Here is a 12966-nt window from a genome sequence, read left to right on the forward strand (position 1 = left end):
AGCGCAATCAAACGGCCGTTTGAGCGGACCTGGCGAACTGTCGCCTATACACTTGAGTCGATGCGCCTGCTTCGCCATCCCGCGATCGTCGCCTTCGCGCCCTGGACCGCCGCCCTGCTGACGCTGGGAACGGGCGCGCTGCTGCTCGCGTCGGGCGCGCGGCCCTCGCTGCCGGGTCGCTTCGTCCAGCTCCTGCAGTTCGAGCCGGTGCTGGCCATCGAGATCAGCCACTTCGCCTCCAGCGTGCTGGGGCTCCTGCTGGTGATGCTGGCGTTCGGCCTGCGCGCCCGCCTCGACGCCGCCTGGGCGGCGACGGTCGTCACCCTGCTCGTCGCCGCCCCGCTCAGCCTGGCCAAGGGCTTCGTCTGGGAGGAGACGGCGATGCTGCTGGCCCTGGCCGCCGTCCTAGCGCCCTTTCACCACGCCTTCCCGCGCAAGGCCGCCCTCACGCGGATGGACGTGACGCCCGGCTGGCTGTTCTCGGCCGCCTGCTTCGTGGTCGGGGCGGGGATGATCGGCCTGTGGTCGTTCGAGAACGCCGACTACGGCGAGATGCCCTGGTGGCGCGTCATGGCCGATGCGGATGCGGCCCGCTCGCTCCGCGCCTGGGCCGGCGCCGCCATCGCGCTGCTGGCCTTCGGGGTCTGGCGCCTGCTGGGTTCGGCCGCGACGCCGCCCATCGTCGGCGAGGAGGACCCGGACTTCGACCGCGTCCGCGCCATCCTCGCCAAGGCCGAACTGGCCCGGCCCACCTCCAACCTGGCCCTGCTCGGCGACAAGCGGTTCCTGTTCTCGGCCTCCGGCGAGAGCTTCCTGATGTTCGGGGTCAGGAGCCGGAGCTGGATCGCGCTGGGCTCCACGGTCGGGCGCCGCGACGAGCGCCTGGAACTGCTCTGGCGCTTCCGCGAACTCGCCGACTCCCACGCCGCGCGGCCCGGCTTCTACAACCTCGAGGCCGACGACCTGCCCGACATCGTCGAGCTGGGGTTCGCGATCCAGAAGATGGGCGAAGGGGCCGTCTCGCCGCTGGAGAGCTTCACCATCGAGGGCACCAAGCGCGGCAACCTGCGCCGCGCCTGGCGCCGCGCCGGCGACGACGGGGCGACCTTCGAGGTCGTCCAGCCCTCCGGCGTCCCGCCCCTGATGCCCGACCTCCGGCGCATCTCCGACGCCTGGCTGGAGACCCACGCGGGCGGCGAGAAGGGCTTCTCGCTCGGCGGCTTCGACGAGCGCTACATCGAGGAGTTCCCGGTCGCCCTGGTGCGCTGGGAAGGCCGCATTATCGCCTTCGCCACGCTCTGGCCGGTGGCGAACCGCACCGTCTTCTCCATCGACCTGATGCGCTTCGTGCCCGAAGGCCCGCCGCGGATCATGGACTTCCTGTTCGTGGAACTGATCCGCTGGGGCCAGGCCGAGGGCTACGGCGCCTTCGACTTCGGCATGGCGCCGCTGTCCGGCCTCGACGATCGCCCGCTGGCGCCGGCCCTCAGCCGCGTCGGCCGGCTGATCTACGACCGCGGCGAGGAGATCTACAACTTCCAGGGCGTGCGCCACTACAAGTCCAAGTACGATCCGTCCTGGCAGCCCCGCTTCGTCGCCGCGCCCCGCAAGTGGGCGATCCCGCGGCTGATGGCCGACGCCGGGCTCCTCTCCTCCGGCGGCGTGGCCGGCTTGGCGAAGCGCCCACGGAAGGCCGAGGAGCCGCCGGCGGCCCGCGAGGCCGCCTAACGCCCCAGCGCCAGGTGCGCCGCCATGCCGCCGAAGGTCAACGCCAGCGTCGCCGCCAGCACCATCACCCAGCGCCACGGGATCATCCGCGGGCCCTTCATCGGATCGGGCGGCCGCGCGCCGCGCCAGCCGGCGAAGACGCCCATCGCGGCGCACGCGCCGGCCAAAGAGAGGGCGGTCCGGATATCCATGCGCACCCCCTATCCCACGCGGCCGCAGCCATCCACAGGAACCGCGCCGCACCACTACATCTAGCGTTAAGCCTTCGTTTACACCCCAGGGATCGGTCGGTAGCGTCCTCGTCTGAGCGGAGATGCGATTCGGATGAGCGCGGGGGCGCCCTGGTCCGTCAAGGGGATCGACCCCAAGGCCCGGGAGGTCGCGAAGGACCTTGCCCGCCGCTCGGGCCTGACCCTCGGCGAATGGCTGAACCGCATCATCCTCGAGGACGAGCTCCCCGACGAGGTCACCCACGAGAGCCAGTTCGCCGGGCGCCCGCTTCGCGCCGTGGGCGCGCCGCCGCATCTTCGCACGGTCGCCCTCGCGGCCACGCCCCCCGACCTCGCGCGCGTCGCCGGCGCCCTCGACCGCCTCACCGACCGCATCGAGGCGTCGGAGACCCGCACGGGCCTCGCCATCAACGGCGTCGAGCATTCGGTGCGCCAGGCGCTGGCCCGCATCGAGACCGCCGAGCGCGAGCAGCACGCCCAGACCGCGCGCCTGGAGGGCCTGCTGGCCGAATCCAACACCCAGCAGAGCTATTTCGGCGAGCGCCTGCGCCGCATGGAGGCCGAGCCGGCCGGTCCCCGGTCGGCCGAGGCTCTGCGCGCCATCGAGGCGCGCCTCGCCCGCGCCGATCCCGAGCTCGTCGTCGAAGCCGTGCTCCAGCGCCTGGGCGACCGCCTGGCCCTGGCCGAGAGCCGCACCGCCGCGGCGCTGAGCGATCTCCAGGGCTCGCTGGCCGGTCTCGACCGGCGGATCGCCGCCGTCGAGGGCGGCGCCATCGCGGGCGAACCCATCGAGCTCAGGTTCGAGGCCCTGGCCCAGGTCCTGACCCATCAGGTCGAGACCGCGCGCGCCGAGGTGGCCGAGAAGCTGGCGCAGGCCGGGGGCGGCGCGCTCGAGGCCCGCTTCGCCGAACTCACCGAACAGGTCCGCGTCGCCGAGCAGCGCTCCGCGCAAGCCGTCGAGGCCATCGGCCGCCAGGTGCTCTCCATGGCCGAGGCGGTGGGCCGGAAGCTCACCGAGGTCGACGAGAAGAGCGCCGGCGCCATCGACCAGGTCGGGACCGAGGTGGCCCGCATCGCCGGGGCCGTCGAGCTGCGCCTCGCCCGCCAGGAGCAGGCCCAGGCCGCGGCGTTCGAGCGCCTGCAGGCCGAGCTCGCCAAGGTCACCGGCACGCTGGCCCAGCGCCTCGACACCTCCGAACGGCGCGCCTCTGAAGCACTCGACGGCGTCGAGGCCGAGGTCGCCCGCGTCTCGAGCCTGGCCGCCGAGGCGCCGCCCGCGGCCGCGGCCCCCGAGCCCACCCTCGCCGAGCTCATCCAGGCCCTCGGGCCGCCGCCCGAGCCCGAGCCGGAGAAGCCCGATCCCGCCGAGCCGGCCCCCGCCGCCCTCGGCCCCGAGCTGTTCTCCCGCGCCGAGTCCGAACCCGGCGCCGAGCCCGAGCACGACGTCGTCGAGCCCCCGTGGCGGCGCCTCGACCTCGACGTCCCCGAGCCCGAGATCCCGGAGGTCTTCGCCCCGCTCGCCGAGGACGCGGACGAGGCGCTTTTCGAACCCAAGGCCGCTCCCGAGCCCGAACTCTCCACCCGCGAGGTCATCGAGCGCGCCCGCGCCGCCGCCCGCGCCGCCGCCGAACCGCCGGTGCAGATGCGCGCCAAGGTCGGCCCCAAGGCGGCCACCGGCCGCCTCTTCCAGGGCTTCGGCCCGAAGCCGAAGAAGCCCGCGCCGGGCAGCACCGCGTTGCAGACCGCCATGATGATCGCGGGCGGGGCGGCCTTCCTCAGCGTCGGCGCGGCCGGCCTCACCCTGATGCAGGGCCCCGCTTCCCCTGAACAGGCCGCCGAACCCTCGTCCATCCCGGACAACCCGCGCGCCGCCATGGCGCTCGGCCCCGCGCAGCTGCCGACCCGGCCGAAGGACACGACCGCCCCGGTCTTCGCCACCGTGCGCGCCGGCGTCGAGGCGGGCGCGCCCGGGGCGCTCGCCCAGCTCACCGCCCTGGCCGAAGCGGGCCATGCCCAGGCCCAGCTCTACCTCGCCCAGCTCTACGACACCGGCGCCACCGGCCTCCCGAACAACCCCGCCGAGGCCCGCCGCTGGACCGCGCTCGCCGCCGAGAACGGCGACGTGAAGGCCATGCACAACCTCGCCGTCTACGAGTTCCGCGGCGAAGGCGGCCCGCAGGACCTGGTCGACGCCGCCCGCTGGTTCAGGAAGGCGGCCGAGGCCGGCGTGGTCGAGAGCCAGTACAACCTGGGCCTCCTCTACCAGTCGGGCAGCGGGGTCGATCAGGACCTCGCCGTCGCCCGGCAGTGGTTCGCCCGCGCCGCCGCCCGCGGCGACGCCGAGGCCCGCAAGGCGCTGGCCGCGCTCGCCCCCAGGCCGGCCGCGCCGCCACCGACGAAACCGCGCGCGCCGGCCCCCGCGCCGAAACCCGCCCCTGCGGCATCCGCGTCACCGGCCCTGGCCGCGGGCGTCTCGATGAACGTGCAGCAGACGCAGATGGTCCTCACCCGCCTCGGCTACTACACGGGCCCCATCGACGGCCGCGTCTCCACCGCCTACCACCGCGCGCTGGCCGAATACCGCCGCGACCAGGACGGCGGCGTCCCACTGTACACGACCGCGCGGTAGACTCGCGGCGGAGGCCTAGTAGAGGTCGGTGCGGTAGTTGCTCTCCAGGCCCTTGGCGACCAGGCCCCGGTTGACCGCCATGCGCAGGACCGTGGCCGCGACGCCCCGCGCCCTGTTGAGCTTCACGTGCGCGACGAACGCGGCGGCCGGATCTATCGCCGCGGGCGGACGGTCCGGCGCCCAGGCGTCCGCCCGCTGCAACGCCGGGCTCTCGGTCGGGGCCGCCGGCGCGGCGTCGATCACCAGCGCGAGCACCGGCGTCCGCGCCTCGACGACGAAGTCACGCCGCAGCGCCTCGTCGGCCGTCAACTGCGCCGGGCCGCGCAGCGTCAGGGTCGCCGTCGCGCCGGGGATCACGCACAACGCCGCCACGCGCGGCTGCTGCAGGATGTTGCGGTAGCCGAACGCCAGCTTGTTGCCCGGCCGCTCGGCCACGACCACCCGTCCCGCCAGCCGCCGGATCAGCAGCCCCGCCGGATCGCCCTTCGGGCTGATGTCGATGCGTCCCGAGGCGTCCTGGGTGGCCAGGGCCAGGAACCGCGTCGCCGCGAGGAAGGCCTCGGCGCCGTCCGGCGCTACACAGGGCTCGGCGGCCCAGAACGCCGACCGGATCAGCGCCTTGGCGCAGTGGATGAAGCACTCCTCGACGTCGATCTCGACGCCCCCGGCGTCGACCGCCCGGATCCGGCCGTTGGCCCGCAGGGTCTCGCCGATCCCGCCGGCCAGGAACAGCAGGCCCACGCCCTGGCCCGCCGCGAGAGGCCCGAGGTCGTCCATCGCGCCGAAGGGCAGGCGGAGCGTTCGCGCGTCCGGCGTCCGCGCGAAGCCGGCCTCGCCGCCCGCCGCGCCGATGCGTGGACCGTCCGGCCCCGCCACGCCCACGAAGGCGAGCCGCGACGCGGCGATCCAGGCCCGGGCCTGGTCGTCCAGGTGATCGATCACCTTCATCTTCACGCCGAGCGGCGGCACGCCCAGGCAGGCTTCCATCTCGGCGACCGTGGCGATCGTTCCGGTCATGCGCAGTCCTTTCGTCGGCCTGACGATGCGCGTTTTGCGAGTCATTCGCAACTCACTTGCGAACCGCTCTCAACTGAGACATCGTCGCCGTCTGCAGGGCCAGGGGGGCGGAGGCGGCGATGGGGAAGCGTGTCTGTGTCGTCGGGGCGGGCCCGTCGGGCCTCGCGGCCCTGAAGACGCTCCGCCAGGCCGGGCTCGACGCGTCGGGCTTCGAGATGTCGCCGGTCGTCGGCGGGCACTGGGTGATCGACAACCCCAACGGCCGCGCCGCCGCCTACCGCTCGCTGCGCACCAACACCACCAAGCGCATGAGCCGCTTCAGCGACTTCGAGATGCCCGACGCGTGGCCGGCCTTCCCCAGCCACGACCAGGTTCGCGCCTGGCTGGAATCCTACGTCGACGCCTTCGGCTTCCGCGACGCCATCCACACCCGCACGACCGTCGACCTCGCCACGCCCCGGGACGGGGGCGGCTGGGACGTCTCGCTGATCGACGCGGAGGGCCGGACGCGCACCGAGCGGTTCGACGCCCTGGTGGCCGCCAGCGGAAACTATTGGGACGCCCGCCTGCCGACGTGGGACGGCGCCTTCGACGGCCGCATCCTCCACGCCCAGGCCTATCGCGATCCCGAGACGCCGTTCGACACCCGCGGCAAGCGCGTGATCGTCGTGGGCATCGGCAACACCGGCTGTGAGCTGGCCTGCGAGATCGCCGCGGCCGGCGCGGCCTCGGTGCATATCTCGGCGCGGAGCGGAACCTGGATCATGCCCCGGACGGTGAGCGGCGCGCCCGGCGCCGACCAGGCCCCGATGACCCATCCCACCGACCCGGTGATCCGGCCGCTCGACCTGTTGCCCGGCTGGGCGCAACGCGCGCTGTTCCAGCGCATCGCCAAGGGCCGCATCGTAGGCATGTTCACGGAGAGGATGGCGCGGCTCCAGGCGCTCGGCCTGCCGGCGCCGCCGGCGCACCCGCTGTCGAAGCGCCCGACGGCCTCCGATGACATCCTGGACGCCCTGGAGAGCGGCGCCGTGAAGGCCAAGCCGGCGATCGAGCGCCTGGATGGCCCCGAGGTGGTGTTCGCGGACGGCTCGCGCCTTCCGGCCGACCTGGTGCTCTGCGCCACCGGCTACCGCCTCGCCTACCCCTATCTCGACGCCGGCGTCGCCGACACGCGCGGCGACGACCTCAGCCTCTTCATGGGAACGGTCGCGCCGGATCGCGAGGACCTCTTCTTCGTCGGCGTCAGCCGGCCGACCGGCGCGTTCTGGCCGATCGCCGAGGCCCAGGCGCAGTTCGCCGCCGCGATGCTCACCGGCGCCTACCGTCCGCCGTCGCGCAAGGCCCGCGCCCGGCGCGCCCGTCCGATCCTCGGGCGCAACGCCTGGAGTCCTGCGATCTACGGGCAGGAGCTGCGCGGGGAACTGCGCCGCGGCCGTGGGCGGAAGCCGTCCTGACCGGGTGAATTCCCCCGGCTGACGAACGCAGGGGATGCGCACGCATGGGGCCATGCCCCGCGCCGCCTTCCGCGCCCGTCTGAATCGATGACAGTCTGGACGCGGCCGCCGTGCAGGAACTAGGCAGGACCGTGGACATCTACCTGCCGATCGCCGAAGTCGCGGTGAACGCGCCGCTCATCGTGGCGCTGGGCGCGCTCGTGGGCTTCATCTCGGGCATGTTCGGGATCGGCGGCGGCTTCCTGATGACGCCGATGCTGGTGTTCCTCGGCATCCCGGCGCCGGTGGCCGTCTCGTCGATGGCCAACCATGTCGCCGCGTCCTCCATGTCGAGCGTCATCGCCTACAGCCGCCGCAAGGCCGTGGACCTGCGGATGGGCGCGGTGCTGGCCGCCGGCGGCGTGGCGGGCGCCTTCCTGGGCGTCGAGCTCTTCCGCTGGCTGCGCCTGCTGGGCCAGGCCGACCTGGTCGTCGCGCTCTCGTACCTGCTGTTCCTGACCGTCATCGGCGGGCTGATGCTGATCGAGAGCCTGGGGACCATCCTGCGCCGCCGCCGCGGCGAAGCCCCGCCGCCGCGCCGCGACCGCCGCCCGGTCTGGCTCTACGGCCTGCCGTTCAAGATGCGGTTCCCGCGTTCGCGGCTCTACATCAGCGTCATCCCGCCGGTGCTGCTGGGCGCGTTCGTGGGCGTGCTCTCGGCGATCATGGGCGTGGGCGGCGGGTTCATCCTGGTGCCGGCGATGATCTACGTCCTGCGCATGCCGGCCGGCATGGTGGTGGGCACGAGCCTGCTGCAGATCATCATCACCGCCGGGCTCACGGGCGTGCTCCAGGCCGGCCGCAACCAGACCGTCGACATCGTGCTCGCCACGCTCCTGCTGCTGGGCGGCATCGTCGGCGCCCAGTTCGGCGCGCGGGCGTCCTCCCGCTTCCGGGCCGAGGAGTTGCGCGCGATCCTGGCGCTGATCGTCCTGATGGTCGGCCTGCGCATGGGCCTGGGCCTCTTCCTCACGCCCGACGAGCCGTTCGTCCTGCTGTCGGGGGCGAACGGATGATCGCCGCTCTCGCCGCCGCCCTCGCGACCGCCGCCGGCCCGCCCTCGCCGCCGCTGCCGCCGTCGCCGGCCGCATCGTCGACCCCGGTGATCTCGGCCGCGCTCACCGACACCAACGTGCAGGTGAAGTCCGACTTCCGCGGCGCGCGCATCGTCCTCTACGGCGCGGTGTTCGACGCCGCCGCGCGGCCGTCGGACGTGGTGATCCTGGTGCGCGGACCCGAGCAGCCCGTGCGCCTGACCCGCAAGCAGAAGGTGGCCGGCCTCTGGCTCAACAGCCGCCCGGTCGTGTTCCGCGGCGCCCCCGGCTTCTACCGGGCCGCCTCGAACCGCCCGCTGGAGGACATCGCCAACTTCGGCGTCCTGCGCCGCCTGGGCGCCGGCGTCGACCACCTCGCCATCAACGCCCCGGAGGAGCAGCGCACCGAGACGCGCTATGGCGTCAAGGACGTGGTCGTGAGCCGCCTGGGCTCGGACTACTATGTCTGGCGCCGCGCGGTCGTGCGCCTGAAGGAGAAGGCCGGGCTCTACCACGAGGACGACGAGGGGGTGCGCTTCGTCGACCGCGGCCTCTTCCGCGCCGAGATCGCGCTGCCCACGGGCGCGCCCACCGGCGTCTACCGCGCCGACATCCTGCTGTTCCAGAACGGCGTCGCCGTCTCGCGGCGCACCCTCACCCTGACGGTGGAGAAGGTCGGGCTCGAAAGGGCTCTTTACGTGTGGGCGCATGAGAGGCCATGGTCCTACGGTCTGGCCGCCATGGCGTTCGCCATGCTGGCCGGTTGGGCGGCCTCGGCGGCATTCCGGAGAGACTGATTGCTCATGGATGACGTACGGCCCGCCCGGCGGGCGGAGTCCATTCCGGCGGCGCTCTGGGCCATCGCCCTCCTGGCGCTCGCGCCCTTCCCGGTCTCGGCCGGCCTCTACAGCTACGGCCCCGCCGACCTCGCCCGCCCGGCGCTGACCGTCCTGCTCGGGTGGAGCGCCACCGTCCTGGCGTTCCTGGGCGGCGTGCGCTGGGGCCTGGAGACCCGCGAGCCCAGCCCCCGCGCCAACCGCCAGCTCTTCTCGGCCATGTGCGCGGTGGCCGCCTGCGTCGTCCTGCTGGCCCGCGGCCGCGCGCCCGACACCTGGATCATGGCGGGCTTCATCGGCGCCTTCCTGATCCAGTGGCTGTTCGACCACCATACCCCGGACACGCCCAGGCGCTATCCGCTGCTCTCCACCGCCATGACCAGCGCCGCCTGCATCTCGCTGGCGCTCGCCCTCGAAAAGGCGATGCACGCCTAGAGGCGAGGCCATGCCCGGCGCCGCCGAACAGCGCACATCCAAAACGTGTTTAGCTTGCAACCTATGGTATTTTCCAAGCAAAATCAGCCTGTTATTTCGCAAACCACGTTCGCCGACGTTCATTTCGACGTAAGGCTTCACGGCTAAGCTTGCCGCTTTCAGGGGTGTCTTCCGCTCGAAGGGCGGGCCGATGAAGCAGAAGCAGGCGCACAAGCCGTACCGAAGCCTGGTCGCGCTCAACAAGACCGGCTCGACCACGCGGGTCCTCAACCTCGCCATGGTGGCGCGGACCTATGGGACCACGCCCGAACACTCTGCCCAGCCTTTCTTCAGGTCGCTTCTGCTCAATCGGGGGATTGTGCTGAAGCACCGGTTGCGGGCCGACGACGCGCCGCTCCTGAGCGGTCGCGCCGGCACGGCCACCAAGGTCATCATTCCATTCGATCCCAAGAACCTGGGCGCGGGGGGCGCCTCGTTCCTGGTGGGCGAAAAGGGGTGGCTCGACCTGGTGGAGGAGCTCTCGGATAGTGACGAGAACTTCGCCCGCGACCGCTCCCTTCTGGAGTGCCTGGACGGCCTGCCGTCGTTCGACCCGTTCCTGCTGCGCGAGCACCTGCGGCGCGCGGGCTTCCGGCCGGCCGACTGCTACTTCGCCATCTCGGCCAACGACCGCGAACGCATGCGCCGCTTCGTCGAGGTCGAGATCGGCAAGCTGATCGACCTCGCCTACCAGGGCCAGCGCATCAGCGACGGCTCGTCGGGCAAGCTGGTCGAGATCCTGCTGGCGTCCGACACCGACGACCGGCTGGAGCCGCTGCGCCTCACCCTGCGCCTGGAAGGCGAGGCCTACCGCGAGGGCATCTTCAGTTGGAAGGGCTTCCTCTACTACAAGTGGGTGCTGGCCGACCTGATGGTCACGCTGAAGCAGGTGGTGGTCGAACTGGGCCAGCTCGAGATCTCCGACAGCGTCAACGCCGAGATCCGCACCTTCGTGGCCAAGTCGCGCGCCCGCCTGCAACGCACCATCCAACGGCGCGTCCGCGATGTCGGCCTCACGCTCCAGACCTACGACGAGGCCTTCGCCAGGCTGACCGGCGCCGGCGACGCGGTGGCCTTCCGCGAGTTCCTGCTGGCCTCGCCCGCGATGTTCCTGGAGCTCGGCGAGCGGGTGGGCATGATCTCGCACATCGCCAGCTTCTGGCGCTATCGCTTCCCGCCGGGCACGCCGCTGCGCGCCGGGGCCGACGACATCCTCGACCTGCTGCAGGACTTCGAGACCGGCCTCGCCCAGCCCACGCTCTACCTCGCCGCGTAACGCCGATTCGCTTTCGCCGCCGAGTAGAGGCATGATGGGGCCATGAGCCTCGCCAGCCTCTTCGGCCTGCGGCCTCGTGAAGGCCGCGCGCACGACCCGTCCCGCCCCTGGGCCGGACCGGCGGACGGCACCCCGATCCATGGTTTCCTCGACCAGCGCGGCGTGCCCTGGCGCGCCCCGCGCGGCGAACTCATCGAGCGCTTCGGCGTCACGGACGGCGCGATCCCGATCGCCACCGCGCGCCCGGTCCTGCCGGGGCTGGTGGGCGCGCTGACCACGCAAGCGGGCCTGCCGCCCAGCCTTCCCGCCACCGAGTTCACCGGCCTCATAAGGCTGGGCGGAACGCCCGTCGCCGATGTCCGCCAGGCCGCCGACGAGGTCAGCCAGTACCTGGGCCGCGGCCGGGTCGAGGAGAGCCGCGCCGGCGCCGAATGCCTCTGGCGCTTCGGGGCCGCCTCGCTGTCGCTGCGCAGCACGCCCGACGGCTGCGAGATCCGCATCCGGACGGCCTGAGCCCGCGCAACCTTCCGGTCGACGGACGGCGCCGCACAAAGTAGCGTCCGGCGGCGTTGCGTCGGCAGAGTGGCTTCACCGATGACCGAGACCTGTGCGCCCCTGACCCTCGGCGGCGGCTGGCGCGCCTGGACGGCGCTGGCGGTCCAGTTCGTCGCCACCATCGCCCTGGTGCTGGCCCTGCCGGCGTTCGTCGTCTGGCAGGCGTGGAGCGAGGCCGAGGCGCTGCGGGCGGAATGGACCGTGACCGGCCCACCCTGCGAGACGGTCGGCGAACCCGCCGAATGGGCCACCAACCACGGCAAGGGCCCACGGACCTTCAGCTACGGCGGCGCCTCGTTCACCCGGCAGTTCGCCGCGGTCAGTTGTGCGGTGGTGCCCGAGGCCTGGTGGTGGCCGCGCGACAGCTACACCGTCTGCATGTTCAACAACCCGGGCGCCGTGACGGTCGGGGCCGTCGATGGCCCCGTGACCTTCCAGCCGCCCCGCGGCCAGCGCGCCACCGTCACGGTCCGCCACGGCCAGGCCACCTGCATCGTCGGCGGTCGCTTCAACATATGAGGTCCGCCCGGCCGGCCAGGACCGGTCAGGTCCCGCAGTTGCCCTCGGGCTGCAGTTGGAACTCGGCATAGGCGCGCCAGCAGTCGGCCCGGTCACGCTCGGTCTTCCACTGCCAGGCGAGGAACGCGCACATGGCCGCCAGCGCCACGGCGAGCGCGGTCAGCACACGGAGAGCGGTGATGGTCGGCGAGCCCCTCGGCATCATGCAGGCTTTGGCCGATGCGGCCCGTCAGGGCAAGGGCGCTGCTGCAATCGCCGGGTCAGGCGGGCTGGGTCTCGCGGTCCACGGCGCCCACCCGCCGCTCGCCCTGCCAGATCACCACCTCCACCGAGCTGGGATGCTCGGCGAGAACGCGGCGCGCCCGCAGGATGGCGTCGGCGTCGTCCGGGCATTCGAAGGTCTCGAACGCGGTCGACGATCCGTCGCCCCGGCACGGGTAGAAGGTGAAGAGGGGCATGTCTCAAACTCCGCACACGGCGGGAGCACGGGGACGGTCCCTGTCTCTCAGTCACCGGCCTGGCGTCCGGCGATGGCGTCACCATACACGTTTCACGCGCAAGGTATGTCCGCCACCCGACAGTGCAGCCAGTTCAGCTCGAGGCGGGCGTGCCGTCGCGGCGGTCGAGCGCGGCCGAGAGGCGCGCCATGGCCCGGCCCAGTTGCACGCGCAGCTCGTTCGCCGTCACCAGCACCGGCGCCGAGACGCCCCAGAAGATCATCAGCGCGATCACCGCGCCGTGCTGCGCCACGCCGTGCGGCGACAGGAAGAGCCGGAAGCCGACGATCCCGCCGCCCATCAGGACCAGGCCGCCGCAGAACGGGCCACGGACCAGGCCCGCCACCAGCACGGCGGCCACATAGAGCATGAACGGCGAGAGGGCGCCGAGTTGTGGCGTCAGCGCCGCCCGCGCCAGCGTCGCGGCCCCGACCAGGATCGCGGCGACGACGATGCTGATCGCCGCCTGCACGGCCCTGGAAGACCAGATCCTGGGTCCCGACATGAGCTGCACCTTGGCCGCAGGCGCCCGGCCCGTGCAATCGCCTTCGCCGCTCGGGCGAGCGGCAGGGCGACGGGGATTGCGAAGGGTTCCGGCCACCCGTGGAAGCCGGACTCGCGGGAGGTCGCATGGGGGCTCTCGCCCGCCAGTCCAGCCTGCGCGGAGTCCACGGA

Annotated in this window: 14 protein-coding genes; 9 read left to right on the forward strand and 5 right to left on the reverse strand. The window is 72.7% G+C overall.

The window, feature by feature from the left end; genetic code table 11:
• Nucleotides 1-60: 60 nt before the first annotated feature.
• Complete coding sequence (locus tag KF737_RS12680) at nucleotides 61-1728, forward strand: phosphatidylglycerol lysyltransferase domain-containing protein (RefSeq protein WP_296455070.1); 1668 nt, start codon at nucleotides 61-63, stop codon at nucleotides 1726-1728.
• Here KF737_RS12680 and KF737_RS12685 read toward each other — a convergent pair.
• Nucleotides 1725-1919: a hypothetical protein gene (locus tag KF737_RS12685; RefSeq protein WP_296455073.1), complete on the reverse strand. Its 195-nt coding sequence runs from the start codon at nucleotides 1917-1919 to the stop codon at nucleotides 1725-1727. The genes KF737_RS12680 and KF737_RS12685 overlap by 4 nt on opposite strands.
• Before the next feature lie 133 nt (nucleotides 1920-2052).
• On the opposite strand from KF737_RS12685, the gene KF737_RS12690 reads away from it, so the two are divergent.
• A complete protein-coding gene (locus KF737_RS12690) occupies nucleotides 2053-4587 on the forward strand; it encodes a hypothetical protein (protein ID WP_296455077.1) in 2535 nt (844 codons plus the stop codon).
• Between the two features lie 15 nt (nucleotides 4588-4602).
• On the opposite strand, the gene KF737_RS12695 is transcribed toward KF737_RS12690, so the two are convergent.
• Nucleotides 4603-5604 (reverse strand): pyridoxamine 5'-phosphate oxidase family protein, encoded by a 1002-nt coding sequence (locus tag KF737_RS12695; RefSeq protein ID WP_296455080.1) that lies wholly within the window; start codon nucleotides 5602-5604, stop codon nucleotides 4603-4605.
• A gap of 119 nt (nucleotides 5605-5723) precedes the next feature.
• Between KF737_RS12695 and KF737_RS12700 the strand changes: the two genes are divergently transcribed.
• The 7 genes from KF737_RS12700 to KF737_RS12730 all read left to right on the forward strand — a co-directional run bounded on the left by KF737_RS12700 (nucleotide 5724) and on the right by KF737_RS12730 (nucleotide 11794).
• Nucleotides 5724-7061: an FAD-dependent oxidoreductase gene (locus KF737_RS12700; RefSeq protein WP_296455085.1), complete on the forward strand. Its 1338-nt coding sequence runs from the start codon at nucleotides 5724-5726 to the stop codon at nucleotides 7059-7061.
• 131 nt (nucleotides 7062-7192) lie between these two features.
• Nucleotides 7193-8116: a sulfite exporter TauE/SafE family protein gene (locus KF737_RS12705; protein WP_296455089.1), complete on the forward strand. Its 924-nt coding sequence runs from the start codon at nucleotides 7193-7195 to the stop codon at nucleotides 8114-8116.
• Complete coding sequence (locus KF737_RS12710) at nucleotides 8113-8931, forward strand: TIGR02186 family protein (protein WP_296455093.1); 819 nt, start codon at nucleotides 8113-8115, stop codon at nucleotides 8929-8931. Before KF737_RS12705 ends, KF737_RS12710 begins: the two co-directional genes overlap by 4 nt.
• Nucleotides 8932-8937: 6 nt before the next feature.
• The gene (locus KF737_RS12715) at nucleotides 8938-9405 is read left to right on the forward strand and encodes a DUF3429 domain-containing protein (RefSeq protein WP_296455097.1); all 468 of its coding nucleotides are present in this window, start codon (nucleotides 8938-8940) and stop codon (nucleotides 9403-9405) included.
• A 190-nt stretch (nucleotides 9406-9595) separates the two neighbouring features.
• The gene (locus KF737_RS12720; RefSeq protein ID WP_296455121.1) at nucleotides 9596-10720 is read left to right on the forward strand and encodes a hypothetical protein; all 1125 of its coding nucleotides are present in this window, start codon (nucleotides 9596-9598) and stop codon (nucleotides 10718-10720) included.
• Nucleotides 10721-10762: 42 nt separating this feature from the next.
• Nucleotides 10763-11233 (forward strand): hypothetical protein, encoded by a 471-nt coding sequence (locus tag KF737_RS12725; RefSeq protein WP_296455124.1) that lies wholly within the window; start codon nucleotides 10763-10765, stop codon nucleotides 11231-11233.
• An 81-nt stretch (nucleotides 11234-11314) separates the two neighbouring features.
• Nucleotides 11315-11794: a hypothetical protein gene (locus KF737_RS12730; RefSeq protein ID WP_296455127.1), complete on the forward strand. Its 480-nt coding sequence runs from the start codon at nucleotides 11315-11317 to the stop codon at nucleotides 11792-11794.
• Nucleotides 11795-11819: 25 nt separating this feature from the next.
• On the opposite strand, the gene KF737_RS12735 is transcribed toward KF737_RS12730, so the two are convergent.
• The 3 genes from KF737_RS12735 to KF737_RS12745 form a co-directional block, all read right to left on the reverse strand.
• A complete protein-coding gene (locus KF737_RS12735; protein ID WP_293475836.1) occupies nucleotides 11820-11996 on the reverse strand; it encodes a hypothetical protein in 177 nt (58 codons plus the stop codon).
• Nucleotides 11997-12054: 58 nt separating this feature from the next.
• Entirely contained in the window at nucleotides 12055-12252 is a 198-nt protein-coding gene (locus KF737_RS12740) for a hypothetical protein (protein WP_296455130.1), read from the reverse strand.
• A gap of 133 nt (nucleotides 12253-12385) precedes the next feature.
• Entirely contained in the window at nucleotides 12386-12796 is a 411-nt protein-coding gene (locus KF737_RS12745; RefSeq protein WP_296455133.1) for a hypothetical protein, read from the reverse strand.
• Between the last annotated feature and the right edge of the window lie 170 nt (nucleotides 12797-12966).

This window comes from Phenylobacterium sp., assembly GCF_019636135.1.
Lineage (GTDB): Bacteria > Pseudomonadota > Alphaproteobacteria > Caulobacterales > Caulobacteraceae > Phenylobacterium.

What these genes read in the sequence shown, in the direction of transcription:
- KF737_RS12680 (WP_296455070.1), top strand. Translation starts at nt 61, where the DNA reads ATGCGCCTGCTTCGCCATCCCGCGATCGTCGCCTTCGCGCCCTGGACC.
- KF737_RS12715 (WP_296455097.1), top strand. Translation starts at nt 8,938, where the DNA reads ATGGATGACGTACGGCCCGCCCGGCGGGCGGAGTCCATTCCGGCGGCG.
- KF737_RS12700 (WP_296455085.1), top strand. Translation starts at nt 5,724, where the DNA reads ATGGGGAAGCGTGTCTGTGTCGTCGGGGCGGGCCCGTCGGGCCTCGCG.
- KF737_RS12710 (WP_296455093.1), top strand. Translation starts at nt 8,113, where the DNA reads ATGATCGCCGCTCTCGCCGCCGCCCTCGCGACCGCCGCCGGCCCGCCC.
- KF737_RS12735 (WP_293475836.1), bottom strand. Translation starts at nt 11,996, where the DNA reads ATGCCGAGGGGCTCGCCGACCATCACCGCTCTCCGTGTGCTGACCGCG.
- KF737_RS12740 (WP_296455130.1), bottom strand. Translation starts at nt 12,252, where the DNA reads ATGCCCCTCTTCACCTTCTACCCGTGCCGGGGCGACGGATCGTCGACC.
- KF737_RS12690 (WP_296455077.1), top strand. Translation starts at nt 2,053, where the DNA reads ATGAGCGCGGGGGCGCCCTGGTCCGTCAAGGGGATCGACCCCAAGGCC.
- KF737_RS12745 (WP_296455133.1), bottom strand. Translation starts at nt 12,796, where the DNA reads ATGTCGGGACCCAGGATCTGGTCTTCCAGGGCCGTGCAGGCGGCGATC.
- KF737_RS12720 (WP_296455121.1), top strand. Translation starts at nt 9,596, where the DNA reads ATGAAGCAGAAGCAGGCGCACAAGCCGTACCGAAGCCTGGTCGCGCTC.
- KF737_RS12695 (WP_296455080.1), bottom strand. Translation starts at nt 5,604, where the DNA reads ATGACCGGAACGATCGCCACGGTCGCCGAGATGGAAGCCTGCCTGGGC.
- KF737_RS12725 (WP_296455124.1), top strand. Translation starts at nt 10,763, where the DNA reads ATGAGCCTCGCCAGCCTCTTCGGCCTGCGGCCTCGTGAAGGCCGCGCG.
- KF737_RS12730 (WP_296455127.1), top strand. Translation starts at nt 11,315, where the DNA reads ATGACCGAGACCTGTGCGCCCCTGACCCTCGGCGGCGGCTGGCGCGCC.
- KF737_RS12685 (WP_296455073.1), bottom strand. Translation starts at nt 1,919, where the DNA reads ATGGATATCCGGACCGCCCTCTCTTTGGCCGGCGCGTGCGCCGCGATG.